Source organism: Streptomyces sp. BV286 (assembly GCF_019090165.1).
Classification (GTDB): domain Bacteria; phylum Actinomycetota; class Actinomycetes; order Streptomycetales; family Streptomycetaceae; genus Streptomyces.
Genome location: NZ_JAHRIB010000212.1, coordinates 133,864 through 158,104, shown reverse-complemented (window position 1 = coordinate 158,104; position 24,241 = coordinate 133,864). Strand labels below are relative to the sequence as shown.

At 71.1% G+C, this 24,241-nt stretch carries 21 protein-coding genes and 1 pseudogene; 11 read left to right on the top strand and 11 right to left on the bottom strand.

The window, feature by feature from the left end; genetic code table 11:
• Positions 1–62: 62 nt before the first annotated feature.
• The 6 genes from KUF83_RS41295 to KUF83_RS41270 all read right to left on the bottom strand — a co-directional run bounded on the left by KUF83_RS41295 (position 63) and on the right by KUF83_RS41270 (position 7,617).
• Positions 63–353, bottom strand: a complete 291-nt coding sequence (locus tag KUF83_RS41295) for a hypothetical protein (RefSeq protein WP_217460263.1) — start codon at positions 351–353, stop codon at positions 63–65.
• 126 nt (positions 354–479) lie between these two features.
• Entirely contained in the window at positions 480–1,493 is a 1,014-nt protein-coding gene (locus KUF83_RS41290) for a TerC/Alx family metal homeostasis membrane protein (RefSeq protein WP_217460262.1), read from the bottom strand.
• Positions 1,494–1,779: 286 nt separating this feature from the next.
• On the bottom strand, positions 1,780–3,813 hold the full coding sequence (locus KUF83_RS41285; protein WP_217460261.1) for a TerD family protein: 2,034 nt from the start codon (positions 3,811–3,813) through the stop codon (positions 1,780–1,782).
• 47 nt (positions 3,814–3,860) lie between these two features.
• On the bottom strand, positions 3,861–4,439 hold the full coding sequence (locus tag KUF83_RS41280) for a TerD family protein (protein WP_151478427.1): 579 nt from the start codon (positions 4,437–4,439) through the stop codon (positions 3,861–3,863).
• A gap of 141 nt (positions 4,440–4,580) precedes the next feature.
• Positions 4,581–6,719, bottom strand: a complete 2,139-nt coding sequence (uvrB, locus tag KUF83_RS41275; protein WP_217460260.1) for an excinuclease ABC subunit UvrB — start codon at positions 6,717–6,719, stop codon at positions 4,581–4,583.
• Positions 6,720–6,759: 40 nt separating this feature from the next.
• Positions 6,760–7,617, bottom strand: coding sequence for an MHYT domain-containing protein (locus KUF83_RS41270; RefSeq protein ID WP_217460259.1), 858 nt, complete (start codon positions 7,615–7,617; stop codon positions 6,760–6,762).
• A 277-nt stretch (positions 7,618–7,894) separates the two neighbouring features.
• Between KUF83_RS41270 and KUF83_RS41265 the strand changes: the two genes are divergently transcribed.
• From KUF83_RS41265 to fdhA, 4 genes are all read left to right on the top strand, one after another.
• Entirely contained in the window at positions 7,895–8,770 is an 876-nt protein-coding gene (locus KUF83_RS41265; RefSeq protein ID WP_217460258.1) for a glycerophosphodiester phosphodiesterase family protein, read from the top strand.
• 90 nt (positions 8,771–8,860) lie between these two features.
• Positions 8,861–9,415 carry a methylated-DNA--[protein]-cysteine S-methyltransferase gene (locus KUF83_RS41260; protein WP_217460257.1) on the top strand — a complete coding sequence of 185 codons (555 nt, stop codon included), beginning with the start codon at positions 8,861–8,863 and terminating at the stop codon, positions 9,413–9,415.
• Positions 9,416–9,613: 198 nt separating this feature from the next.
• Positions 9,614–10,885, top strand: coding sequence for an MFS transporter (locus KUF83_RS41255; RefSeq protein ID WP_217460256.1), 1,272 nt, complete (start codon positions 9,614–9,616; stop codon positions 10,883–10,885).
• A gap of 117 nt (positions 10,886–11,002) precedes the next feature.
• Entirely contained in the window at positions 11,003–12,229 is a 1,227-nt protein-coding gene (gene fdhA, locus KUF83_RS41250; RefSeq protein WP_217460255.1) for a formaldehyde dehydrogenase, glutathione-independent, read from the top strand.
• A gap of 121 nt (positions 12,230–12,350) precedes the next feature.
• Here the strand turns inward: fdhA and KUF83_RS41245 are convergent, their stop codons facing one another.
• Positions 12,351–12,779 carry a VOC family protein gene (locus tag KUF83_RS41245; RefSeq protein ID WP_217460254.1) on the bottom strand — a complete coding sequence of 143 codons (429 nt, stop codon included), beginning with the start codon at positions 12,777–12,779 and terminating at the stop codon, positions 12,351–12,353.
• Positions 12,780–12,878: 99 nt separating this feature from the next.
• On the opposite strand from KUF83_RS41245, the gene KUF83_RS41240 reads away from it, so the two are divergent.
• Both KUF83_RS41240 and KUF83_RS41235 read left to right on the top strand, forming a co-directional pair.
• A complete protein-coding gene (locus KUF83_RS41240) occupies positions 12,879–13,784 on the top strand; it encodes a pseudouridine-5'-phosphate glycosidase (RefSeq protein WP_217460253.1) in 906 nt (301 codons plus the stop codon).
• Complete coding sequence (locus KUF83_RS41235) at positions 13,781–14,701, top strand: sugar kinase (protein ID WP_308403403.1); 921 nt, start codon at positions 13,781–13,783, stop codon at positions 14,699–14,701. Before KUF83_RS41240 ends, KUF83_RS41235 begins: the two co-directional genes overlap by 4 nt.
• Before the next feature lie 12 nt (positions 14,702–14,713).
• On the opposite strand, the gene KUF83_RS41230 is transcribed toward KUF83_RS41235, so the two are convergent.
• Positions 14,714–15,508, bottom strand: coding sequence for a methyltransferase domain-containing protein (locus tag KUF83_RS41230; RefSeq protein ID WP_217460252.1), 795 nt, complete (start codon positions 15,506–15,508; stop codon positions 14,714–14,716).
• A gap of 233 nt (positions 15,509–15,741) precedes the next feature.
• On the opposite strand from KUF83_RS41230, the gene KUF83_RS41225 reads away from it, so the two are divergent.
• Complete coding sequence (locus KUF83_RS41225; RefSeq protein WP_217460251.1) at positions 15,742–16,869, top strand: magnesium and cobalt transport protein CorA; 1,128 nt, start codon at positions 15,742–15,744, stop codon at positions 16,867–16,869.
• Between the two features lie 63 nt (positions 16,870–16,932).
• Here KUF83_RS41225 and KUF83_RS41220 read toward each other — a convergent pair whose 3' ends face one another.
• Positions 16,933–17,364, bottom strand: coding sequence for a CBS domain-containing protein (locus KUF83_RS41220; protein WP_217460250.1), 432 nt, complete (start codon positions 17,362–17,364; stop codon positions 16,933–16,935).
• A 262-nt stretch (positions 17,365–17,626) separates the two neighbouring features.
• On the bottom strand, positions 17,627–18,268 hold the full coding sequence (locus KUF83_RS41215; protein ID WP_217460249.1) for a uridine kinase: 642 nt from the start codon (positions 18,266–18,268) through the stop codon (positions 17,627–17,629).
• 176 nt (positions 18,269–18,444) lie between these two features.
• Between KUF83_RS41215 and KUF83_RS41210 the strand changes: the two are divergent.
• The 3 genes and pseudogenes from KUF83_RS41210 to KUF83_RS41200 form a co-directional block, all read left to right on the top strand.
• Positions 18,445–19,125 (top strand): annotated as a pseudogene (locus KUF83_RS41210) (DUF2293 domain-containing protein); the annotation flags it as partial.
• Positions 19,126–19,387: 262 nt separating this feature from the next.
• Complete coding sequence (locus tag KUF83_RS41205) at positions 19,388–19,867, top strand: DUF1772 domain-containing protein (protein WP_217460247.1); 480 nt, start codon at positions 19,388–19,390, stop codon at positions 19,865–19,867.
• A gap of 269 nt (positions 19,868–20,136) precedes the next feature.
• Positions 20,137–21,624, top strand: a complete 1,488-nt coding sequence (locus KUF83_RS41200) for a glutamate synthase subunit beta (RefSeq protein WP_217460246.1) — start codon at positions 20,137–20,139, stop codon at positions 21,622–21,624.
• 33 nt (positions 21,625–21,657) lie between these two features.
• Here the strand turns inward: KUF83_RS41200 and KUF83_RS41195 are convergent, their stop codons facing one another.
• Positions 21,658–22,272: a carboxymuconolactone decarboxylase family protein gene (locus tag KUF83_RS41195; protein WP_374106254.1), complete on the bottom strand. Its 615-nt coding sequence runs from the start codon at positions 22,270–22,272 to the stop codon at positions 21,658–21,660.
• Positions 22,273–22,313: 41 nt separating this feature from the next.
• Here KUF83_RS41195 and KUF83_RS41190 point away from each other — a divergent pair, with 41 nt between their 5' ends.
• A complete protein-coding gene (locus KUF83_RS41190; protein ID WP_217460244.1) occupies positions 22,314–23,723 on the top strand; it encodes a PLP-dependent aminotransferase family protein in 1,410 nt (469 codons plus the stop codon).
• The last annotated feature ends 518 nt before the right edge of the window (positions 23,724–24,241 follow it).

The following is a 24,241-nucleotide window of genomic DNA, read 5'->3' as shown; positions in this document are numbered from 1 at the left end:
TCGCCGCTGCCCCTGCGGCCAGGGCCACGGCCGTGGCCCTGGCCGCTACGGGCGCCCGTGCGCTACTTGATCTCGGTCATCTCGTGTACGTCGCAGTCGGTGAACTGCGGAGGCCTGGTACACAGTGCCGCCATCCTGGTCGTCTCGGGATCGTTGCTGTTGCGCATCGCCTCCTCGTACGACTCGAACTCGATGGCGACGAGGTAGCGGTTGGGTGTGTTCCGGTCCTGCAGGAGCATGCGGTGTGTGGGGCCGCCGTCGCGGCCCGCGGAGCGCTTCTCGGCCTCCTGGACCAGCTCCCCCATCTCGTCGATGCGCTCGGTCTCGAAGTCGATGATCTGCACGAACTTCATCGGTGCCTCCATCCGGCCAGGCGTCCCCGGGCCGGGGACCACTCAGCACACAAGCAAGCACCGGGAGCGACGGTCGGCAATTCGCCGAGCGCCACTCCCGGTGCTGATCGGTGCTATGTCCGACGGTCAGACGTCGATGCTGTCCTTCTCGGGCCCTTCGGCCTTCTGGGTCTCTTCAGCCTTGCGGGCTTCTTCGGCCGCCTGCTTCTTGGAGGCCATCAGGCTGGTGATCGTGGTGACCACGAGGACGGCACAGATCACGCCGAGGGAGACCGGGATGGAGATCTCCGGAACATGGACGCCGGACTCGTGCAGCGCGTGCAGCACCAGCTTGACGCCGATGAATCCGAGGATGACCGACAGGCCGTAGCTGAGGTGGACCAGCTTCTTGAGGAGTCCACCGATCAGGAAGTACAGCTGTCGCAGGCCCATCAGCGCGAACGCGTTGGCCGTGAAGACGATGTACGGGTCCTGGGTCAGGCCGAAGATCGCGGGGATCGAGTCGAGCGCGAAGAGCACGTCGGTGGTGCCGATCGCCAGCATGACGACCAGCATCGGGGTCATGACCCGCTTGCCGTTCTGCTGGATCCACAGCTTGGTGCCGTGGTAGCGGTCGGCGACACCGAAGCGGCGCTCGGCGGCCTTGAGCAGCCGGTTCTCCTCGAACTCCTCGTCCTCGTCGTTCGCCCGGGCCTCCTGGATCAGCTTCCAGGCGGTGTAGATGAGGAACGCGCCGAAGATGTAGAAGACCCACGCGAAGCTCGCGAGGATCGCCGCACCCGCGGCGATGAAGATCGCACGCAGGACCAGGGCGATGAGCACACCGACCAGGAGCACACGCTGCTGGTACTGCGTGGGCACCGCGAACTTCGCCATGATGAGGACGAAGACGAAGAGGTTGTCGACGCTCAGCGACTTCTCGGTGATGAAGCCGGCGAAGAACTCTCCGGCGGGCTGGCCTCCGGAGAAGACGAGCAGTCCGAGTCCGAACAGTGCGGCCAGGACGATCCAGACGACCGTCCAGATCCCGGCTTCCTTGATTGACACGTCGTGCGGCTTGCGGCCGATGAAGAAATCGACCGCGATGAGGGCCGCGAGGCCCACAATCGTGAGGACCCAAAGGGTCACGGAAACATCCACTGCGCCTCCGGCAGTACGTAACGGCAAATGTCAGCGTCGTCGCTGCCGGAGGTCTCTTCCACCCGATGTGTCCGGGGCGCGTGATGCGTCCGGTGCGCTTCGGGCCGACGCCCCGGGATCTGGCCAGATCCGTATTGACGAGTACGTCGCAGTAGGTAGGGAGTACTCCCCTCCGTACGGACGACAGTACCCCAATCACCAAGGAAAGGTAAAGGGATTGGTAAAAGAAAGGCCAAATGCCCTGGTCAGACGAGTTGACGAAGTCTTGGGAAAGGCCGGACGGAGCTCAGCGGTTCCAGGAGCGACGGGCGGCCGCGACCTGGGTGAGGACGTGCTGGAGCACCTGGCTGCCCGGCGGGACGTGTGAGGGGTCGTAGGTCCACGTGTGCCCGACCCACGGGTCCGCGAGGTGGTCGTCGGGCACCGGCGTGAGCCGGAGCAGCGACCGCCACAGCGGGTCGAGCAGCGGACCGTACGCGGCGGCGTCCTCCCGGTCGGCGACCAGCATGAGGTGCACACCGACAGCCGGGCCTTCGTCCGCGAGATAGCGGAGCTGGGTCACGGCCCGGTCGTCGAAACCGTGCGGGAAGTCGTTGACGATCAGCAGTTGCTCGGCCGTGTCGAGGTCGGGCGGCAGGGAGTCCGCCGCACCGCCCCGGATGGCCATCTGGACCAGGTCGACCCGCTGGGTGAGCCGGGCCAGCACGTCGGTCACTCCCGCGGCGCCGACGGCGGGCGGTCCGGCCAGCACACCGGTGCTCACGAGCGGTGCGAGGGACGAGGCCGCCGAGCCCGCCGCGTCGATGACGTGCACGGTGTACTCGCCCGCCGGGTAGACGGCGAGGAGCCGGGCCGCATGCGCCACGGCCGTGTCCATGGCGAGGCGGCGCAGGTCGTCGGAGTCCGCGATCGAGCCGTCGAAGGACCCGGTACGGCCGCTGTCGATCCACAGACCGCGCTCCAGCGGCAGCCTCACCAGCATCGGGATGCTCATACCCGCGCTCTCGGGCAGGTGCAGATCTCCCAGGCGCAGAGCCATGGGGATCTCCATCGGCACCCGGTAGCCGTGCCAGGCGGGATTGTCCCAGCGCGCGAACGCGGGCGGCAGTGCGGGCTCGACGACCTCGGCCTCGGCGGTGAGCTGGGCGAGGTCGCGGTCGAGTGCCTGCCTGGCCCGGTCGACCAGCTCGGCGTGCTTCGCGCGGGCCGTCTCGCGGGCGGCGTCGCCCTGCCCGCCTATGCGGCTGCGGGGGTCTGAGAGGACCTTGTCGAGCTCCTGCTCCATGCGGGACTCGGCGAAGTCGACCGCGCTGCGATATGCGGCGGTGGCACGGGCCAGGTCCTCGAACATGCCCCACACCTGGTTGTACAGGCGCTCCTCCATGGACCAGCCGGTCGCGTCGCCCGCCACGGGCTGTGCGGGCTGCCCCGGCTGGGCCGGGGGCGCGGTCGGCGGGGGCGGGGGCGGCGCGGCGGCCTGCCTGCCCGGGTGGCTGTAGTTCACGGGGCCGCCGGCTCCGGGTCCGGCGGGCTGGGTGACGGCGGACGGGTCCGTCGGCGGGGTCGCCGCGGGGTAGCCGGACTGCGGCCCGCCGTGCCCGGCTCCGGACGCCGTGGATCCCGGCCCGCCCGGATGTCCGTGCTGCGGCGGCACCTGGCCGGGACCCGCCTGGGACGTCGATCCGCCCTGGTCCTGCCCCAGGGCGGCGGCGTGCCGCGAGCGGTCGCCCTCGGCCGTACGCGGCGGGGGTGCGGCCACCGAGCGCGCCAGGCCCTGGGCCACCGCCTCGTTGATGCTGCCCGCGAGCTGGTGGGCCTGGGGCAGGCCCTGGTCGGCGAGGAGCTCGGCGAGGCCGCCCGCGTAGCCCTGTCCCACGGCGCGCACCTTCCAGGCGCCCTGCCTGCGGTAGAGCTCGAGTGCGACGACCGCCGATTCGACGTCGAGCCCCGTGACCGTGTAGCTGGCGACCTCGGAGCCGTCGAGCCCGGTGACTGCGACGAAGGGGGCGGCGACCACGCCGAACCGCACCGGGCCGCCCACTCCGGACGGCAGTGCGAGCAGCACGCTGACCCGGTGCACGCTCTCCGGCAGGGCGTCCAGATCGCACGCGAGCCGGTGGTCGGCCGCGGCCTGCTTGGACACCTCGATGCCGGGCAGAGTGGGTGAGCCCGGGTGGGCCACCCACTCGACACCGTGCACCCTGCCCTGCTCGTCGCTGAGCGTGGCGCCGGCCACGATCGGCTTGCCGGCCGACACCCGGATCTCAAGTCGTGCCTGGGAGAGCGGGTGGTTCTGCCCCCGGACCAGCTCAGCCGTCATCGCCTTCGTTCCCCCTATGTACTTCTGTACTTCGTGCGCCGGGCTGTCTACAGGTGCGGCAGGATCGCCGGCATCAGGTCCTGGAAGGTGCGGCCGTTGGCAGGCGTACCGAGAGCGGTCATCTGCCAGCCCGTGCCCGCGCGGTGGACCTTCGCCATGATCTGTGCCGTGTACTGGCCGCCGCCGGCCAGGGTGTACCGGGCCAGCTCCTGGCCGTTGGTCTCGTCGACCAGACGGCAGAACGCGTCCTGCACCTCCTGGAACGTCTGGCCGGTGAACGAGTTCACGGTGAAGACGATCTGGTCGATGTGGACCGGGATGCGCGCGAGGTCGACGAGGATCGCCTCGTCGTCCCCGCCCTGGCCCACGCCGCCGACGAGGTTGTCACCGGTGTGCCGCACGGAGCCGTCGTCGCTGACGAGGTGACGGAAGAACACCACGTCGACCGGCTGCTTGTCCGCGAAGAGCACGGCGGACGCGTCGAGGTCGATCTCGCGGGTGCGAGAGCCGAACAGGCCACGACGCGGGGCTGCCTGCCAGCCGAGCCCCATGCGCACCGCGGTCAGCGTGCCTCCGTCGTTCTTCTGCAGACTGATGGCCTGACCCTTGGTCATGTTGACCGTCACGCGCTGTTCCCTTCTCGGACCTGTCCCCTGTTGCCGCAGAAACCTGCGGTTGACCAGCAACCCTACGCAGGGCCACTGACAGTGCCGAAGCCTGGTGCACACTTTGTGTCGGTCTTGCAACACAGCGCGGCAGCACGGGCGTCAGGCGATACCGGCTTCCTTCATCTGCCGCAGCTCCTTCTTCATCTCCGAGACCTCGTCACGCAGCCGCGCGGCGATCTCGAAGTGCAGGTCGGCGGCGGCCGTACGCATCCGCTGCGTCATCTCCTCGATCTGCTCCGCGAGTTCCGCCGCGGGGCGGTCGGTCGGCACGGTCTCCTTGCTCCTGCCCTTGGCGGAACCGGCTCCCTTGTCGGCCTTCGACCCCAGTGCGGGCACGGGGGCCTTGGCGCTCTTGCCGTCCTTCGACTTGCGGTAGCCCGAGCCGAGCAGCTGCTCCGTGTCGACGTCCTCACGGGCGATCTGCGCCACGATGTCGTTGATCTTCTTGCGGAGGGGCTGCGGGTCGATGCCCCGCTCCGTGTTGTACGCGACCTGCTTCTCCCGGCGGCGGTTGGTCTCCTCGATGGCCTTCTCCATCGCCGGGGTGATCTTGTCGGCGTACATGTGGACCTGACCGGAGACGTTGCGGGCCGCGCGGCCGATGGTCTGGATCAGCGAGGTGCCGGAGCGCAGGAAGCCCTCCTTGTCGGCGTCGAGGATCGACACCAGGGACACCTCCGGGAGGTCGAGGCCCTCCCGGAGGAGGTTGATGCCGACGAGGACGTCGAACTCTCCGGCGCGCAGCTCACGCAGCAGTTCGACCCGGCGCAGGGTGTCGACGTCGCTGTGCAGGTAACGGACCTGGATGCCCATTTCGAGGAAGTAGTCGGTGAGGTCCTCGGCCATCTTCTTGGTGAGCGTGGTGACCAGGACCCGCTCGTCCTTCGCGGTGCGCTCGCGGATCTCGTGCACCAGGTCGTCGATCTGGCCCTCGGTGGGCTTGACGATGACCTCGGGGTCGATGAGGCCGGTGGGGCGGATGATCTGCTCGACGAAGCCGTCCCCGCGCGAGAGCTCGTACTTGCCCGGTGTCGCGGACAGGTAGACGGCCTGGCCGACGCGCTGCTGGAACTCCTCCCACTTCAGTGGGCGGTTGTCCAGGGCAGACGGCAGCCGGAAGCCGTGGTCGACGAGGGTGCGCTTGCGGGAGGCGTCGCCCTCGTACATCGCGCCGATCTGGGGCACGGTGACGTGCGACTCGTCGATGACGAGCAGGAAGTCGTCCGGGAAGTAGTCGAGCAGCGTGTTCGGCGGGGAGCCGGGCTCACGGTCGTCGAAGTGCATCGAGTAGTTCTCGACGCCGGAGCAGGAGCCGATCTGGCGGAGCATCTCCAGGTCGTACGTCGTGCGCATGCGAAGGCGCTGGGCCTCCAGGAGCTTGCCCTGCTTCTCCAGCTCCGTCAGGCGCTCGCCGAGCTCCTTCTCGATGGCGTGGGCGGCGCGCTCCAGACGCTCGGGCCCGGCGACGTAGTGGGTGGCCGGGAAGACGTACTGCTGCTGGTCGTCGCTGATGATCTCGCCGGTGAGCGGGTGCAGGGTGGAGAGCGCCTCGATCTCGTCGCCGAACATCTCGATGCGGACGGCCAGCTCCTCGTAGACCGGGAAGATCTCGATGGTGTCGCCGCGGACACGGAAGGTGCCGCGGGTGAAGGCCAGGTCGTTGCGCGTGTACTGGATGTCGACGAAACGGCGGAGCAGGTCGTCGCGGTCGATCTCGTCGCCGACCTTGAGGTTGACCATGCGGTCCACGTACTCCTGGGGCGTGCCCAGGCCGTAGATGCAGGAGACCGAGGCGACCACGACGACGTCCCGGCGGGTGAGCAGCGAGTTGGTGGCGGAGTGGCGCAGGCGCTCCACCTCCTCGTTGATCGAGGAGTCCTTCTCGATGTAGGTGTCCGACTGCGGGACGTAGGCCTCGGGCTGGTAGTAGTCGTAGTACGAGACGAAGTACTCGACCGCGTTGTTCGGCAGCAGCTCGCGGAACTCGTTGGCCAGCTGGGCGGCCAGCGTCTTGTTCGGCGCCATCACGAGGGTGGGACGCTGAAGCTTCTCGATCATCCACGCGGTGGTCGCGGACTTGCCCGTGCCGGTCGCACCGAGGAGGACGACATCCTTCTCACCTGCGAGGATGCGCCGCTCAAGGTCGGCGATGGCAGCGGGCTGGTCGCCGCTGGGCTGGTAGGGACTGACGACCTCGAAAGGCGCCACCGTGCGTTCGATCTTGGATACGGGCCGCATGGGTTCAACCGTACGACCCCGCACTGACAACGGGGTCCCGTCACCAGTTCTGCGGGGTGCGGGAGCCCTGGTGCCGGGAGCGCGGGCCGGGCACGTGCCGGCGGCCGGCGGGGCGGACCGTGTGGGCCGGGATGCCCGGCTTCTGTTCGACGGGGCTCCAGTCGGGCTTGCCCATGACCATCAGCGGGTCGAACATCACGACGACGCCGGCCAGCAGCAGGAAGGCCAGGGGGCCGATCATCAGGGGCGCCAGCAGGGATGCGGGTGAGTCCCCGGACGGAGCACTGGCGGCGCTGTGCAGGTGGACGCTCAGGGCGGCCATCCCCGTGTAGTGCATGCCGCTGACGGCGAGACCCATCACGAGGCTCGCGCCCACGCTCCAAAGGAATCCCCGGACCTGGCCCGCCGCCCACAGGGCCGCGATCGCGGCGGCGACGGCGATGAGGACCGAGGCGCCGACGGTGAAGGTGTTGTACTCGAGCTTGCCGTTGAGGCGCATTCCGGCCATGCCCAGGTAGTGCATCGACGCGACGCCCAGACCGGTGATGGTGCCCCCGGTGAACAGGGCCGTTCCGGAGGCCCCCCGGTATCCGACGATGAAGATCCCGATGCCGACCATGACGATCGCGACGCCGAGGCTCGCGAAGGTCATCGGCTTGTCGTAGTGGATCGGGGTCTCCCGGACCGAGAAGCCCATCATCGCGATGAAGTGCATGGTCCAGATGCCGGAGCCGATCGCCGCGGAGCCGAGCGCGAGCCAGCCCGGGCGCCAGGAGCGGGTGACGAGCATCGATCTCGTGGTGCAGCGCAGGCCGAGCGCTCCACCGAGGCAAGCCATCAGGTACGCCACGAGCGGCGTGACGAGTCCATAGCTGAATCCGTCGATCGTGCCCTGCATGCGCGGTTGCCCTTCCGCCCTGTTACATCCCGGAACCCCGTGAATTGCCCCCGTCCCGGCAGCGCCACGGCGACCAGGGTTGACGCAGAGAGTATGACTCGCGCCGGAACGCTCGAACGATTTTGCGGCAAAGAATCACGGCCTTGCCGCAGTTGTGCAGCACGCGTGATCGGACTTGGGCAACTCCATTCAATCTATGGCCATCCTGCACCCCCCTGTTGTTGACCCTCTGCTGTCACTCTTGAACCGTCCGTGATCGCAGACGCAAGGAGTACGCATGCACGCGCGCGCTGCCGCCGCCACGACCACCGCGCTCCTGGGAGCCGCCGCCCTCGTTCTCCCCATCCCCACCGCTCACGCGGCCGTGAGCACCGACCATCCGCTGGTCATCGCCCATCGCGGCGCCTCGGCCCAGGCTCCCGAGAACACGCTCGCCGCCATCGACCGGGCGGACCGTCTCGGGTTCCGCTGGGTCGAGAACGACGTCCAGCGCACCAAGGACGGCCAGCTCGTCGTCATCCACGACGACAACCTGGCCCGTACGACCGATGTGGAGGAGGTCTTCCCCGGGCGGGCCCCCTGGAAGGTGAAGGACTTCACCGCGGCGGAGATCGCCCGCCTGGACGCCGGCAGCTGGTTCAGCCCTCGTTACACGGGCGCACGCGTGCCGACGCTGAAGCAGTACATGAACCGGGTCTCGCGCAACCACCAGAAGCTCGTCCTGGAGATCAAGAACCCCGCGCTGTACCCGGGCATCGAACGGCAGACCCTCAAGGTCCTCAGCAACGAGGGCTGGCTGGGCCCGGCCCACGTGCGGAGCAAGCTGGTGATCCAGAGCTTCAGCGCGGACAGTGTGCGGACCGTGCACGCGCTGCGGCCCGACATCAAGACGGGCTTCCTGGGCACCCCGAAGGTCGCGCAGCTGCCCGCGTACGCGGAGTTCGCCGACCAGATCAACTCGTCGCACACGACGATCTCCCTCGGTTACGTCGCCGCGATCCACGCGCTCGAAGGGCCGCACGGCAGGCCCCTGGAGATCTTCACCTGGACCGTCGACACCGCGCAGGACACCCGGCGCGTCGCGGGCTTCGGTGTCGACGGCGTCATCACGAACAAGCCGGACGTGGTGCGGCAGGCTCTTCGCGAGGACTGAGCCTGCGCTGACCGGCCACGCCGGTGGCGTGGACGCCCGTGGGCGTCCACGCCACCGGCGTTGTCAGTGGTGCGCCGTACCGTGGAGCGCATGAACAGCCATGGGCAGAACGAGCAGCGGGTGGTGTGGGCCGTCGTCGACAGCGACATCGGCCCGCTGCTGCTGGCGGCGACCGGCGAGGGCCTGGTCAGCGTTGCCTTCCACGCCACGGACGCGGTGCGCGACAGGACGCTCGAGCGGCTCGGCTCCCGGTTCGGCACCGAGCCCGTCGAAGATCCGGAGTCCCCGTTGCTTGCCGAGGCGATACGCCAGGTCGCGGCGTACTTCGCGGGCGAGCGCCACGACTTCGAGCTGCCGCTGGACTGGTCCCTGATCTCCGGGTTCAACCGACAGGTGCTCCGTGAGCTGTCGTCCGGCGTTCCCTACGGGGCGGTGGTGGGCTATGGCGACCTGGCGCGCCGGGTCGGCCAGCCGGGGGCGGCCCAGGCGGTGGGGATGGCCATGGGAGCCAATCCGCTGCCGGTCGTCGTGCCCTGTCACCGGGTCGTGGAGCGCGACGGCGGCATCGGCGGGTTCGGGGGCGGCGTGGAGACGAAGCGGAAGCTGCTGGCGCTGGAGGGTGTGCTGCCGGAGCCCTTGTTCTGAGGGATGCCTTCTCAGGGGGCGTGCTGCAGGATCGGCTCCGAAGTCGCTGTTCGTGAGGGGTCCTGGAGACAGGACGAGGGGGGAGACCACGCCGGTGACGACGTTCTGTTTCACTCGTGTGCACGCGTCCGACCCGGTGCAGTTCACCGGCCCGGGTGGCGTATCCGCCGTCGGTCTTCCCACTCGGGCGGGGTCGCGGTGACCGCCGTCGAGCGCCCGGTCGGCGCGCCTTTCGACGCGGCCGGACTGGCCGCCTTGCGGCGCCGGACCTCCGCCGTACTCATAGCCAGTCAGATCCTCGGCGGGCTCGGGGTGGCCACGGGGATCGCGCTCGCCGTGATCCTGGCCCAGGAGGTCGCCGGCACCGAGTCGCTCGCCGGGCTCGCGCCCACCGCGACCGTCGCCGGGACAGCGGTCCTCTCGGTGCCGCTGGCCGCGCTGATGACCGCGCGCGGGCGCCGGCCGGGGCTCGTCCTAGCCTACCTCGTCGGAGCGCTGGGAGCGGGGGTCGTCGTGGTCGGCGCGGCCGTGGGCAGCTTTCCGCTGCTGCTGGCCGGCATGGCGGGCTTCGGCGCGGCCTCGTCGGCGAATCTGCAGGCGCGGTTCGCGGCCGCCGATCTGGCCGAGCCCGAGCGGCGGGCACGCGCCATCTCGAACGTCGTGTGGGCCACGACGATCGGCGCGGTCCTCGGCCCCAACATCGCTGCGCCCGCCGGCCGCAGCGTCTCCGGGCTCGGCATACCGGAGGCGGCGGGCCCCTTCCTGTGGGCAGCCGGGGTCTTCCTCATATCGGCACTGCTGGTGGCGGTCCTGCTGCGGCCCGATCCGCTCCTGACCGCCCGCGCGCTGGCGCCGGTCGAGGAACAGTCCCCCGCCGCGCGGTCCATCAGGGCGGGGGCGGCCGCCGTCCGGGCGTCCCCGCGTGCACGGCTCGCGCTGGTCACGGTGGCCGTGTCGCACACGGCGATGGTGTCGGTCATGTCGATGACGCCCCTGGACCTCGGCCACCACGGGGCGGGCATCGATCTGATCGGGCTCGTCATCAGCATCCACATCGCGGGGATGTACGCGTTCTCGCCCGTCATGGGCCGGCTGTCCGACCGGTTCGGGCGTCTGCCGGTGATCGCTCTCGCCGTGGCGCTGCTGGCCTGCGCCGCGCTCCTCGCTGGTACCGCGGGTGCCGACCACGAGCAGACCGCCGCCGGGCTCTTCCTGCTGGGTCTCGGCTGGTCCGCGGGGCTCGTCTCCGGCTCCGCGCTCCTGACCGACTCCGTGCCCCAGCCCGCGCGCGCTGCCGCGCAGGGACTGTCCGACCTGACCATGAACACGGCCGCGGGGCTCGGCGGGGCCGCCGCCGGTCTCGTCGTCGCCCAGGCGAGCTACGGCTGGCTGAACCTCGTAGCCGCCTGTCTGCTGCTGCCGCTCGGCGCGCTGGCCCTGTTCACCAGGGGCCGGCCCTCCCAGCCGTGAAGGACCCACGGGAGCCCGCGCGAAGCCTGGCCGGAACGGCGTGGCGGTAGCAGACTCCGCCCTGCGTACAGCCACTGGCATCCGAAGTCACGGGGGCCGAAGGGACGGCGATCACGTATGAGCGGGAACAGGGCAGTCGCGTACCTCAAACCGGGCGCGGTGGAAGTCAGGACCATCGACTACCCGACGCTCGAACTGCAGGACGGGCCGGGGGTGGCCGCCGCGAACGTCGGCCGCACGTGCCGGCACGGAGTCATCCTGAAAGTACTCGCCAGCAACATCTGCGGCAGCGACCAGCACATGGTCCGCGGCCGTACGACAGCGCCCGAGGGCCTTGTCCTCGGGCACGAAATCACCGGAGAGGTCGTCGAGCGCGGCCCGGACGTCGAGTTCGTCGAGGTCGGGGACATCGTCTCGGTGCCCTTCAACATCGCCTGCGGACGGTGCCGCAACTGCAAGGAGCGCGCGAGCGGCATCTGCCTCAACGTCAACCCGGCCCGCCCCGGGGCCGCCTACGGCTATGTCGACATGGGCGGCTGGGTCGGAGGCCAGGCGGAGTACGCGATGGTCCCGTACGCGGACTTCAACCTGCTGCGGTTCCCGGACCGGGACCAGGCACGCGAGAAGCTCCTCGACCTGACCATGCTGTCCGACATCTTCCCGACCGGCTTCCACGGCGCGGTGACCGCGGGAACCGAAGTGGGATCGACGGTGTACGTCGCCGGCGCCGGCCCGGTCGGTCTCGCGGCCGCGGCGTCGGCACAGCTGCTCGGTGCGGCCGTCGTCATCGTCGGCGACCTGAACACCGAACGGCTCGCGCAGGCGCGGAGTTTCGGCTGCGAGACGGTCGACGTCAGCCGGGGCGACGTCGGCGAGCAGATCGAGCAGATCCTGGGTGAGCCGGAGGTGGACGCGGCCGTCGACGCGGTCGGCTTCGAGGCGCGGGCCCACGGCCCCGACGCTCCGGAGGAGCCCGCCACGGTGCTCAACTCGCTGATGGGCATCACGCGCGCGGGCGGTGCGCTGGGCATTCCGGGCCTGTACGTCACGGACGATCCCGGCGGGGTCGACCAGGACGCGCGGACCGGGACGCTCAAAGTGCGCCTCGGCCTGGGCTGGGCGAAGAGCCACCGCTTCACGACAGGTCAGTGCCCTGTGATGCGGTACCACCGAGGGCTGATGAAGGCGATCCTGCACGAGCGGGTGCACATCGCCAGGGCCGTCAACGCGACGGTGATCGGTCTGGACGACGCACCGCGCGGCTACGCCGAGTTCGACCAGGGCGCCGGCCGCAAGTACGTGCTCGATCCGCACGGGGTGCTGGACGGGGTTCAGCCCGTCTGAGGAACCGGCCGGACGACGCCTCGTCGAACGGGGTGCCCATGCTCGCGGGCACCCCGTTTCCCTCGGCCGAGGATCGACGATCCTCGGTGGCGGTGGCGGTGGCAGTGGCAGTGCCTGAGAACTACTCGTAGTGCCGGGCCTCGAAGATGTTCCCGTCCGGGTCCCTGAAGTAGAAGCTCCGCCTGGCCTTTCCGCGGGCGCCGAAAGCGTCGTACGTGAAGTCCGAGAGCGGTACGGCGCGTTCCTCCAGGCGGGTGTGGAGCGCGTCGAAGGCTTGGCCCGTGAGCGACAGGCACACGTGATTGACCGGGTGGCCCGCGCTGTCGGCGGCGCCGGGCACGACGTCCATGCGCTCGGCCATCGTCAGGGGTGCCAGGTCGAAGATGGTCTCCTCGTTGAGGCGTACGGAGGGGAAGGACGCCTTTCCCTCGGCGAACTCGGTGACCCTGAGGGGTTCGAGACCCACCGCCTTCTCGTAGAAGTCGGCCGAGGCAACGGGGTCGCGTACCCAGAGGACCACATGGTCGAGACGTGTCGTGTTGTCCGTCATGCCCTCAGACTGCTGCCCTCTTGAGCCGGCCTCAAGGGTTTGGCCGGGCGCGTCGCCCGCCAGGGATGAGGGGAGAACCGACAGACAGGAGGCACGCGCGTGCTGGTGGTGTCCGAAGAGGTGCGGGAGGCGCTGGCCGCGGGGCGGCCCGTGGTGGCGCTGGAGTCCACGATCATCGCGCACGGACTGCCGCGTCCGCGCAATCTCCAGGTGGCCGTGGAACTGGAGGACGCCGTACGCCGGGAGGGCGCCGTTCCGGCGACGATCGCCGTGCTCGACGGGCGGCCCCACGTGGGCCTCGACAAGGAGCAGGTGGAGCGGGTCGCCAACGAGGACGGCATCCGCAAGCTCGGGCATCGCGATCTGCCGCTCGCGGTCGCCGCCGGAGCCAGCGGGGCCACCACGGTGTCGGCGACGGCGCTGCTGGCCGCGCAGGCAGGTGTGCGGGTGTTCGCCACGGGCGGCCTCGGGGGTGTGCACAGGGAGTGGACGGCGACGCAGGACGAGTCCGCCGACCTCGGGCTCCTCGCCCGTACCCGGATCACGGTGGTGTGCGCGGGGGTGAAGTCGATCCTGGACGTGCCGGCGACCCTGCAACGCCTGGAGACACTGGGGGTCGCGGTCGCCGGATACGGGACGACGCGCTTTCCCGGCTTCTATCTGTCGGACTCGGGACACCCGGTGGACTGGACGCTGGAGTCGCCCGGCGAGGTCGCGGCCGTCATGCGCGCGCAGGACGCGCTGGACGGACCCGAGTCGGCGCTGATCGTCGCCAATCCGGTGCCCGAGGCGCAACAGCTCGATCCCGGGCTCCACGCGCGCGTGCTCGCCGACGCGCTGCACGCGTGCGAGGCGGAGGGCGTGAGCGGCCAGGCGGTCACTCCTTTCCTCCTCGACCACCTGGTGCGCCACACCGACGGGGCGTCGCTGGAGGCCAACCTCGCGGCGGTGCGCGGCAACGTCCGGCTCGCGGGACGGATCGCGGCGGCCTGGGCGCAGGCGTGACCGGCGCGGGAGGCTCCGGCGGGGCTCTTCTTGTCGTCGGTGACGTCATCACGGACGTCGTCGCCCGGCATCGCGGGCCGCTTGCGCCGGGCACCGACACGGCCGCCGCCGTCCGGACCGTGCCGGGCGGCGCGGGCGCCAACGTCGCATGCTGGGCGGCCCGTCGGGGCGGTACGGAGGTGCGGTTCCTCGGCCGGGTCGGTGCCGACTCCGCCGCGTGGCACGAGCGGGAACTGGTGGATCGCGGAGTGCGGCCCCTTCTGGTCGTCGACCCGCGGGCGCCGACGGGGACGGTGATCTGTCTGGTGGACGCGGATGCCTCGGCGGAGCGCACGTTCCTCACGGACAGCGGTGCGTCCCTGCGGCTCGGCGCGGACGACTGGTCGCCGGCGCTCCTCGACGGGGTCGCGTGGCTGCACCTGTCGGGCTATCTGTTCTTCTCCGAGCCGTCCCGGGCCCTGGTGGCGGCGGCGCTGGAGTCGGCACGCGCGCGTGGTGTGCCGGTGAGCGTGGATCCCGCCTCGGCGGGGTTCCTCGCCGTGCTGGGGGCGGACCGTTTTCTCTCGCTCGTCGAGGGGGTCGACGTCCTGCTGCCGAGCCGGGACGAGGCCTGTCTGCTCACAGGCCTGCCCGATGCGGGGGACGCGGCGGCCAAGCTGAGCCGGCTCATTCCGATGGTGGTGGTCAAGCAGGGCGACGCCGGTGCCCTCGTCGCCCGGTCGGGGGCGGTCCGGGCCCGGGTTCCGGCGGAACCGGCGGCCCCGGTCGACACCACGGGCGCCGGTGACGCCTTCACCGGCGCCTTTCTGGCCACGCTGCTGGGCGGCGGCCGGCCGGAGGAGGCGGTCGCCGAGGGGTGCCGAGCCGGGGCACGAGCGGTGGAGCAGGTGGGCGGGAGGCCGGAGCGAGCGGCGTAGCCCGCCCGGGCCCTACACCTTGCGTCCCCATGCCGAGATCAGTGGAGCCGTGGTGAGGTCCATCCCGCCCGCGGCGACGTTCGCCAGGTGGCGGTCGATGTCCTGGTCGGTGGCGAGGCCCGCCGCGACGAGCTGGTCGCGGACCTGGCCGACCGTCTCGGACTCGAGCGCCCGGCAGGCGGAGGCGGTGATGGGGAAGTACGCCTCGGCCTCGACCTGCCGCAGTCCTGCCTCGCGGAGCAGCCGGGGAAGCCTGCGCCCGTACGCCGGTTCGACGCCGCGTTCCGCGAGCGCGTCGCGCACCGCATGGCGCAGCCGGTTGGCGAGCTGCTGCTCGGGGCCGCGCTCGTCCGGGCAGGCCAGCGGCTGCATCGTGGGGTCGGCATCCTCGACCAGCAGCCGTCCACCGGGGCGCAGCGCCCTGATCATCGAGTGCAACGCCCGTTCCCTGTCCGGCACATGAGCGAGGACGAGTCGGGCGTGCACGAGGTCGAAGCCCTCCCCCGGCGGCTCGTCTGCGCCCACGTCGTGGACGCGCAGCTGGATCGGCGGGCGAACGCTCGCGGGCGCCCACGAGGTGTCGAGGTCGGTCGCGACGACCCGTCCGGTGGGGCCGACCCGCTTGGCGAGCCAGGACACCACGGACATGCCGCCGGCGCCCACCTCCCAGCAGCGCCAGCCGGAGCCGATGCCGAACCGTTCGATGTGCCGGAACGTCGTGGGGTCGAAGAGAGCGGCGAGGGCGTCGAAACGCTGCCCCGCATCGGGCTGGCGGTTGTCGAGGAGGTGCGCGTCGGTTCGCATCATGCGCCGATCATCCCATTTGCCCATCTTGTCCGGAGTGGTCGACGCTCCCGGCACGGGCGCGTCGCACTCGGCGCATCCGCGGCCCCGACGCCCCGTCAGCATCGGGCGGAGCAGCGCTTCCGGAGCGGAATGTTCCGTTCCCCCAGGCCTAACCGGCCGTCAAAACATCCTGGCAGACTGGCCGCGGCAAGGCGCAGAGGGCGGCGCGAGGAGATCCACGCAAGGAGATCCAGATGTCCATGGCAGTGAATCTGCGGAAGGTCACAGGCCTGAGCAAGGTCGGCGGCCTCCGCAGGGTGGCGCGGCTGACACGGCGGCGCACTCGTGTCGACCTGAGCCACCCCGCCCGGTCGCCCCTGGGTACCGCGGTCGTGAACTGCGTGGCGTACGAGGAAGGGGCCAGGGTCCCGGCCGGCCGCGATCTGGTCGAGACGGTGGAGCGGATCCGCAAGGCCGACGGCGGCTTCGTCTGGCTCGGGCTGCACGAGCCGACCGAGGTGGAGTTCGCGGGCATCGCCGAGCTCTTCGATCTGCACCCGCTGGCCGTCGAGGACGCGGTGGACGCCCACCAGCGCCCGAAGCTGGAGCGGTACGGCGAGACGCTGTTCGCGGTCTTCAAGACGGTCTGCTACGTCGAACACACCGAACTGACGGCGACCAGCGAAGTGGTGAACACCGGCGAGATCATGGTGTTCGTGGGCCGGGACTTCGTGGTCACCGTGCGGCACGGCCGGCATGGTTCCCTGGGCCCGCTGCGCGAGGAGCTGGAGGCCGACCCGCAGCAGCTCGCCAAGGGGCCGGCCGCCGTACTGCACGCCATCGCGGACCATGTGGTGGACGACTATCTGAACGTCACGGACGCCGTCCAGGAGGACATCGACGAGGTCGAGACGGACGTGTTCGCTGAGAACGGCGCGCGGGCCGACCCCGGGCGCATCTACCAGCTCAAGCGTGAACTCCTCGAGCTGAAGCGGGCAGTGGTCCCGCTGGGCCGGCCCATCATGGATCTCGCCACGCGGCCGATACGGGTGATCGACCCGGAGATACAGGCCTATTTCCGGGATGTCTCCGACCACCAGCTGCGAGCCGCCGAGCAGATAGCCGCGTTCGACGAACTGCTCAACTCGATCCTGCAGGCGCATCTCGCACAGGTCAGCGTCGCGCAGAACGAGGACATGCGGAAGATCACGGCATGGGCGGCGCTGATCGCCGTGCCGACGATGGTCTGCGGTGTCTACGGCATGAACTTCGACCACATGCCGGAGCTGCACTGGAAGTTCGGCTACCCCCTGGCGGTCGGCGTGATCGCCGTCGCGTGCTTCACCCTCTTCCGGGGCTTCAAGCGAAACGGCTGGCTGTGAGGCCGCCCGCCCGGCACGGACTGCCGGGCGGGACCTCCCCGTGGTGCCGTGGGAGCCACGCCGTCAGCGTGCCGCGGCGCCCTTCGCGTAGACGCTCTCGACCCAGCCCGCGAGCTGTTCGTCCGTCAGGTGCCTGGCCAGATCGGCCTCGCTGATCATTCCGACCAAACGCTTGTTGTCGATCACAGGGAGGCGACGGATCTGATGACCCTGCATTTCACCGAGCACGTCGCCGACGTCGGCGCTCGCCTCGATCCAGCGTGGAGTGCCCTTGGCCATCTCGCCCGCGGTGACGCGGGCCGGGTCGTGGCCCATGGCCACACACCCGATCACGATGTCGCGGTCCGTGAGGATGCCGCAGAGCCGTTCGTTCTCGTCGCTGATGGGCAGCGCGCCCACGTTGAGTTCACGCATCAGCTGTGCGGCCCGGTCCAGGGTCTCGTGAGCGGGGATCCACTGGGCGCCGCGGTGCATGATGTCTCCGGCGGTGGTCATGTAGTACCTCCCGGTGCCGGACGGCCGGCGCGGCGCGGGCACGCACCGCTGGTCCCGGCGCCCTACATTCTCGCCGGGTACGAGGAGATACGCACCCGGAGGTCCGCGGTCACCGGCTGACATCCGCGCCCCACCTTCCTTGTCCCGCACAGGGAAGCCGGCGATCCGCCCGGTCAGCGAAGGACCGGCCGGGGCCCTTTGTCGGCTGTCGGCTGATGGCTGTCGGCTGATGGCTGTCGGCTGATGGCTGATGGCTGTCGGGTCAGCCGTTCCACGCCGGGTGGCGCGGGTCGTCCGCGCGCACCAGGACATCGGCCGTATCCCCCGGAGCCGTCTCGCTCTCGTAGCGCTCGTACGCGGGGAGCGTCCAGTGTTCGTCTTCCGGGGTGCGGCGGCGCAGGGCGGCCGGGGAGAGGTGCACGTGGACGGCGAGGTCGAACGGGAACCAGTGCCGCAGGAGCAGTGGTCCGTGCAGCAACAGCACGGCGCCTGGAGGGAGTTGGATGTACGGGCTGCGGGTGGCACGGTCGGTCGCCGGGTCCAGGAGGTCGGGCAGGACGCGTCCGTCACCGCCCGGTTCCAGCGGGCCGAAGACCTCGCGCCACAGGGCACCGGTGTCGAGCCGGCCGTCGTAGTAGGACTCCACGTCCTGGCGGCCGTACTCGAACCGGAGCGAGGCGGGCCTCAGATAGCCCTCCGAGCTGATGACCAGGGGGAACCGGCCGCGCGGGCGAAGGGCTTCGGCGACGCGTTCGGCGAGGTCACCCGGGCGGGCGGCCGGGGCACCGTCGAAGGCGATGCGCGGCCAGGGGCTGCCGTCGGCCGGCTCCAGGTCGAGCAGGCGCTCGGCGAGGAGTTCGCCGAGCCGGTCCCAGGTGATCGCTTCGAGTCGCACACGGCCCATGATGCCGCGCGGGCGCACACGTACGACGGCCGCATGTTCATGAGCGGCTCCACCGCGCCGGGTGGCGCGACCGGCGACACGGCGACGAGAAGGACAAGAAGGGCGAGAGGAGGGACCGGGCGGGAGAGGTTCGCGGGTCGGCGTGCATCGGGGTCCCGGCCGGGAATGAACCGCCCATGGTGACCACGGCAACTCCTGCGCCCCGCTTCGGGCCTCTCGTCGTCCAGCCGTTGAAGCGGCGGCACTGCGGCGAGTGCCGGTGCGGTCCCCTCCCGCTGCTGGTGCTGGAGGAGGGGTCACCGCGGTGTCTCGACTGCGCGGACCTCGGGCACCTGGTGTTCCTGCCGCGGGGTGACACGGCGTTGACCCGGAGGTCGCGGGAGGGGAGCGGATTGTCGGCGGTCGTGGTGCGGTTCAACCGGCGACGGAGCCGGTACGAGCGACAGGGGGTGCTAGTCGAGGAGGCGGCGCTCGCGCGGGCCGAGGAGCGGTGTCTGGCGGACGCGGAGGCGCGACGGCGGCGCCGTGTGCGGGACGCCCGGCGGCGGGCCGCGGAGGACGTGCGGTTCACCGACGCCTTCGCGTGGGAGATCCGGCGGCGGTTCCCCGGCTGCCCGGCCGACCGGGCGCGCGCCATCGCCGCGCACGCGTCGGTGCGGGGCAGCGGGCGGGTGGGGCGCAGCGCCGCCGGGCGCGCGTTGTCCGAAGCGGCGGTGCTGTCCGCCGTGCGCGCGGCGGTCCGGCACACGTGTACTCCGTACGACCAGTTGCTGATGAGGGGGGTCCCGCGCCACGAGGCCCGCCGCCGGATCGCTCCCGCGGTCGAGGCGACGCTCGCCGAGTGGGGCGAGAGCGGACGGACAGGCTCGGCCAGGCGGGCTCGGCGCGGGTCCCGGGACGGGTGGTCCGAGGCCTCGGGGGAAGCCCCTCCCCCGGCCCTTGAGATGCCCGGACATGCGTCCGAGCCCTTCGGCCATGGTGACCCTCCCCGTACGGCATTTCACTTGTGGTGACAGGGAGTGCCGTGCAGGATCTTCGGGTTCGGAGTCGTCCGGCCCAACGGTTCCGGGAGCGGTGAGCGGGTTGTCAGCCAGAGGTTTTGCCTACACGGGAGTGGCCATGATCGAGGGACCGTACTTCGTGCTCACCGTGGTGGGCGTGCTCGGCACCGGGCTGGTGGCCGGGGCCTTCTGCGCGTTCTCCACGTTCGTGATGAGGGGACTGGCCGCGCTGCCGCCGGCGCAGGGCGTCGCGGCGATGCAGGCGATCAACGTGACCGCACTGATGCCGGCCTTCATGCTCGTGTTCCTCGGGCCGACCGTGGTGTGTGCCGTTATCGCGGTGGTCACCTTCGTGCTGTGGCCCGACGAGGGCACGGTGGAGCTGCTGGTGGGCAGCGCGCTGTACCTGTTCGGCTGTTTCGGAGTCACGATCGCCGCGAACGTCCCACGCAACAACAAGCTCGCGGGGATGGACCCCGGTTCCCAGGAGGCCATCGCGTACTGGCCCACGTATGTGAGCGAGTGGTCGAGGTGGAACCACATCCGGACGGTCGCCGCGTCCGCCGGAACGATCTCCTATGTGCTGGCGCTGACCTGAGTGCCGCCGGAGCGGCGTACGGGGGGTGCCGGAGCGGCGTACGGGGGGTGCCGGAGCGGCGTACGGGGGGTGCCGGAGCGGGGTTCGGGCGCACCCGAGCGGCGTTCGAGTGCGCCGGAGGGGGCGCTCACCTGGGGCGGGCTGGGCGGCGGCGTCGTATCGTGGCGGGGAGAGTCTGCCGATAGGCCCTGCGAGCCGCCCGGACCACGGTGTCGGAGCTGGTGGCGGAGACGGTACGGGCCCCGTTCGCATACGCGAGGGAGACGGCCATGGCCGATCCCAAGGGTTTCCTCAACGCCTCCCGCGAGGAGTGGCCGCGCCGGCCCGTCGGGGACCGGGTGCGGGACTGGGACGAGGTGTACGTTCCCGGAGCACTGCTGCCGATCGTGCGCACGCAGGCCGACCGGTGCATGGACTGCGGCATCCCCTTCTGCCACGACGCGTGTCCGCTGGGCAACCTGATCCCCGAGTGGAACGACCTGGTCGCGCGCGACGACTGGCGTACCGCGAGCGACCGGTTGCACGCGACGAACAACTTTCCCGAGTTCACCGGCAGGTTGTGCCCCGCCCCGTGCGAGGCGGGCTGTGTGCTGGCGATCAACCAGCCCGCGGTCACGATCAAGAACGTGGAGGTCGCCATCGCAGACCGGGCCTGGGCCGACGGGTTCGTGCCGCCGCGACCGCCGGACCGGCTGTCGGGGCGGACCGTCGCCGTGATCGGCTCCGGCCCCACGGGGCTCGCGGCGGCGCAGCAGCTGACCCGCGCCGGACACACCGTCGCCGTCTACGAGCGGGACGACCGGCTCGGCGGGCTGATGCGCTACGGCATCCCCGAGTTCAAGATGGAGAAGCGGCACCTGGAGCGGCGGATCGCGCAGATGCGGAGGGAAGGGACCAAGTTCCGTACGTCGACCGCCGTCGGCCGTGACGTCGGGGCGGCGGAGCTGCGGGCCCGGTACGACGCCGTCGTCCTCGCCGTCGGCGCCACGGCCTGGCGTGAACTGCCGGTAGAGGGTCGGGAGTTGAGCGGAATCCATCAGGCGATGGAGTATCTGCCGCTGGCCAACCGGGTGTGCGAGGGGGATCTGGAGACGTCTCCGCTGTCCGCGGCGGGCAAGGACGTCGTGATCGTCGGCGGCGGCGACACGGGCGCGGACTGTCTGGGTACGGCGGTACGCGAGGGGGCGAAGTCCGTGACCCAGCTGGACATCTACGCACAGCCGGGGGCGGAGCGCGACGAGGACTTCGAGCCGTGGCCGGTGTACCCGAGGATCTACCGCTTGTCGGCCGCGCACGAGGAGGCCCGGGACCTGGAGACCGCGCCCGCGGCCGACGCGGACGCCCGGCTCTTCGCGGCGTCCACGCTCCGCTTCACGGGGGACGCGGCCGGTCGGGTGCGTGCGCTGCACCTCGTCGGGGTCGACGCCGAGCGGCGCCCTCGCTCCGGCACCGGGCGCGTGCTCCCCGCCGACCTCGTGCTGCTCGCCCTCGGGTTCTCCGGGCCCGACCGCTCCGACGGGCTCGTCGACCAGCTCGGCATCGGCCTCGACGCCCGCGGCACGATCGTCCGCGACGCGGAGTTCGCGACCGACGTGCCGGGTGTGTACGCCGCCGGGGACGCGGCTCGCGGTCAGTCCCTCATCGTGTGGGCGATCGCCGAGGGCCGGGCGGTGGCGGCCGCGGTGGACCGCCATCTGACGGGCGACTCCCGGCTGCCGGCGCCGATCGGACCCCACGACCGGCCCATGACGGCGTGACGCGGGAGCACCTCGCCCACCCGTCGGTGCCGGTCAGCGTGTGTCCGTCCCCGCCACCTTCGCCGTCGACAGGGCGACCCGGTTCCAGGTGTTGATCGCGAAGATGAGGGCCAGTACCCGGGCCAGTTCCGTGTCGTCGAAGTGCGCGGCGGCCTCGGCGTAGACGTCGGCGGGGACGCCCCGGTCGGCGACCAGGGTCACCGCCTCCGTCAGAGCCAGGGCCGCCCGCTCCCTCTCGGTGAAGAAGTGCGGGGCCTCGCGCCACACCGCGACCAGGTGCAGCCGGTCCTCGCACTCGCCGGCCCTGCGCGCGTCGTTGGTGTGCATGTGGAGGCAGTACGCGCAGTGGTTGAGGTGCGAGGCGCGTATCTGGATCAGTTCGACGAGGGCCGGGTCGAGCCCTTCACGGGCCGCGGCGTCGAAGCCGACGAGCGCGCGGAAGACCTTGGGGGCGGACTTCGCGAAGTCGAGGCGACCATTTTCGGCCACCCGTGCCCGCGCTCCCGCTCCCACTCCCACTCCCAAAGGAGCCGCGGCCCTCGCGTGCGTCGCGGTCGCGGTACCGCTCGCGGTCGCGGTCGTCGTGGTCGGCACGTTCGTTACGTTGATCGCGGTAATCGCGTTGGTCGCGTTGGTCGTCATGACCATGAATCTATGCGGCTCAAAGACCCCCTGTAGGGTGCATTTCCATGGTGGATTCACGGGTCAATCCGGCGGAGCACATCGGTGCCGACCTGCATCTGGAACTGTCCGGTCCGGGCGGTCGCCGTGCCGCCCTCATCCGCGCCCTGCGCGAGGCGATCCGCAGCGGGCGTCTGGCTCCGGGCACCCGCCTGCCCCCGTACCGCTCGCTCGCCGCGGATCTGGCGGTGGCCCGCAACACGGTGGCCGACGCGTACGCCGAACTCGTCGCCGAGGGCTGGCTCACCGCGCGACAGGGCTCGGGCACGCGCGTCGCCGAGCGCGCCGAGCCGCTGGGGACCCGGGCTCGCGTACCCAAAAAGGCACCTCCACGCGCGCGTGGACCGCGGCACGACCTGCGGCAGGGCACCCCCGACGCGTCGTCGTTCCCCCGCGCCGCCTGGCTCGCCTCGTACCGGCGGGCTCTCCAGGCCGCTCCCAACGAGGTGTTCGGTCCCGGCGATCCCGCGGGGCGCCTCGAACTGCGGGAAGCCCTCACGGAGTACCTGGCACGCGCGCGTGGCGTGCGCACCGAGCCGGGTCGGATCGTGATCTGTTCGGGTTTCGCGCACGCCCTGCGGCTGCTCTTCCCCGCGGTTCTGCGCGGCCCCCTGGGCGTCGAGTCGTACGGGCTCGCCTTCCACCGGGGGCTGCTGACGGCGGCCGGGGTGCGAACCGTCCCGCTGGCTCTCGACGAGGACGGCGCCCAGGTCGACGGCCTGGACAGGGAACGGGCCGTGCTACTCACGCCCGCGCACCAGTTCCCGACCGGCGGGCCTCTGCATCCCGCTCGGCGTGCCGCCGTCATCGACTGGGCACGCGCGCGTGGAGGCGTGGTCCTGGAGGACGACTACGACGGCGAGTTCCGCTACGACCGCAAGCCCGTCGGGGCCGTACAGGGCCTGGATCCGGAGCGGGTCGTCCACATCGGCTCGGTCAGCAAGAGCCTGTCGCCCGCGTTGCGGCTCGGCTGGATGGTCCTTCCCGAGCGGTACGTCGAGGACGTACTGGCGGCCAAGGGCGAGCGGGAGGCGTGGGCGAGCGTCCTGGACCAGTTGGCGCTCGCGGACTTCGTCGCGTCCGGGTCGTACGACCGCCATGTGCGGCGGATGCGGCAGCAGTACCGGAGCCGGCGGGACCGGCTGGTCGGGGCGCTCGCCGAACACGCCCCGCACGTCGAGGTCACCGGGATCGCGGCCGGGCTCCACGCGGTGCTGCGGCTGCCACCGGGCAGCGAGCGGTCCGCGGTCAAGGCCGCCGCGTGGCAGGGCCTCGCGCTGGACGGGCTGGCGGAGTTCCGGCACCCGGAGGCGGTCATGGCCTCGCCGGACGGGCTCGTCGTGGGCTACGCCACGCCGTCGGACCACGCGTACGGGGCCGCGCTGGAGGCGTTGTGCGCCGCGCTTCCGCCCCCGTGAGGGCAGCAGCGCAGGGCAGGGCAGGGCAGGTGGCCGGAAAACGACCTTTCCGGTACGCGGGGCACCGTGCGGGAAGGCAGCCCAGGGCGGGCCGGGCCGTCGTACCGCCGCCTGCGGCGGTACGACGGCCTCGGCGTACCTCGTCACGCCGGGATACCGGGATACAGCGCGGGTGTCCCCGTCGGACGCGGTCGGTCCGTAGCGGTCAGTCGGACGCGGCCGGCCCGACGTGATGTCGCGGTCGACCGCCGCCCTCCGAGCGGGTCCTCCGCGCGTCGGCCTCGGGCCTGCCTGCCCGGGCCCACAGTCGCCGGCCCCCGGTGGGGCGGTGAGCCGGCTGGTGGGCGCGCCGCGGCGCAGGTGGTTCCGGTTCCGAGTCGGTGATCTTCGCCGATGGCCCGCGTCGATCGAAGCGGCCTTGCGTCGATCGGATCAGCTCCGCGTCGGGCGGGACGGCCCTGAAGCGACCGGATCGGCGTCGAGCCGACCGGGTCTGCCGCAAGCCGAGGCGGAGAGAC

Coding starts and splice junctions, on each gene's coding strand:
- KUF83_RS41295 (WP_217460263.1), bottom strand. CDS start 353: ATGAAGTTCGTGCAGATCATCGACTTCGAGACCGAGCGCATCGACGAG.
- KUF83_RS41285 (WP_217460261.1), bottom strand. CDS start 3,813: ATGACGGCTGAGCTGGTCCGGGGGCAGAACCACCCGCTCTCCCAGGCA.
- uvrB (WP_217460260.1), bottom strand. CDS start 6,719: ATGCGGCCCGTATCCAAGATCGAACGCACGGTGGCGCCTTTCGAGGTC.
- KUF83_RS41270 (WP_217460259.1), bottom strand. CDS start 7,617: ATGCAGGGCACGATCGACGGATTCAGCTATGGACTCGTCACGCCGCTC.
- KUF83_RS41265 (WP_217460258.1), top strand. CDS start 7,895: ATGCACGCGCGCGCTGCCGCCGCCACGACCACCGCGCTCCTGGGAGCC.
- KUF83_RS41260 (WP_217460257.1), top strand. CDS start 8,861: ATGAACAGCCATGGGCAGAACGAGCAGCGGGTGGTGTGGGCCGTCGTC.
- fdhA (WP_217460255.1), top strand. CDS start 11,003: ATGAGCGGGAACAGGGCAGTCGCGTACCTCAAACCGGGCGCGGTGGAA.
- KUF83_RS41245 (WP_217460254.1), bottom strand. CDS start 12,779: ATGACGGACAACACGACACGTCTCGACCATGTGGTCCTCTGGGTACGC.
- KUF83_RS41230 (WP_217460252.1), bottom strand. CDS start 15,508: ATGATGCGAACCGACGCGCACCTCCTCGACAACCGCCAGCCCGATGCG.
- KUF83_RS41225 (WP_217460251.1), top strand. CDS start 15,742: ATGTCCATGGCAGTGAATCTGCGGAAGGTCACAGGCCTGAGCAAGGTC.
- KUF83_RS41220 (WP_217460250.1), bottom strand. CDS start 17,364: ATGACCACCGCCGGAGACATCATGCACCGCGGCGCCCAGTGGATCCCC.
- KUF83_RS41215 (WP_217460249.1), bottom strand. CDS start 18,268: ATGGGCCGTGTGCGACTCGAAGCGATCACCTGGGACCGGCTCGGCGAA.
- KUF83_RS41205 (WP_217460247.1), top strand. CDS start 19,388: ATGATCGAGGGACCGTACTTCGTGCTCACCGTGGTGGGCGTGCTCGGC.
- KUF83_RS41200 (WP_217460246.1), top strand. CDS start 20,137: ATGGCCGATCCCAAGGGTTTCCTCAACGCCTCCCGCGAGGAGTGGCCG.
- KUF83_RS41195 (WP_374106254.1), bottom strand. CDS start 22,272: ATGGTCATGACGACCAACGCGACCAACGCGATTACCGCGATCAACGTA.
- KUF83_RS41190 (WP_217460244.1), top strand. CDS start 22,314: ATGGTGGATTCACGGGTCAATCCGGCGGAGCACATCGGTGCCGACCTG.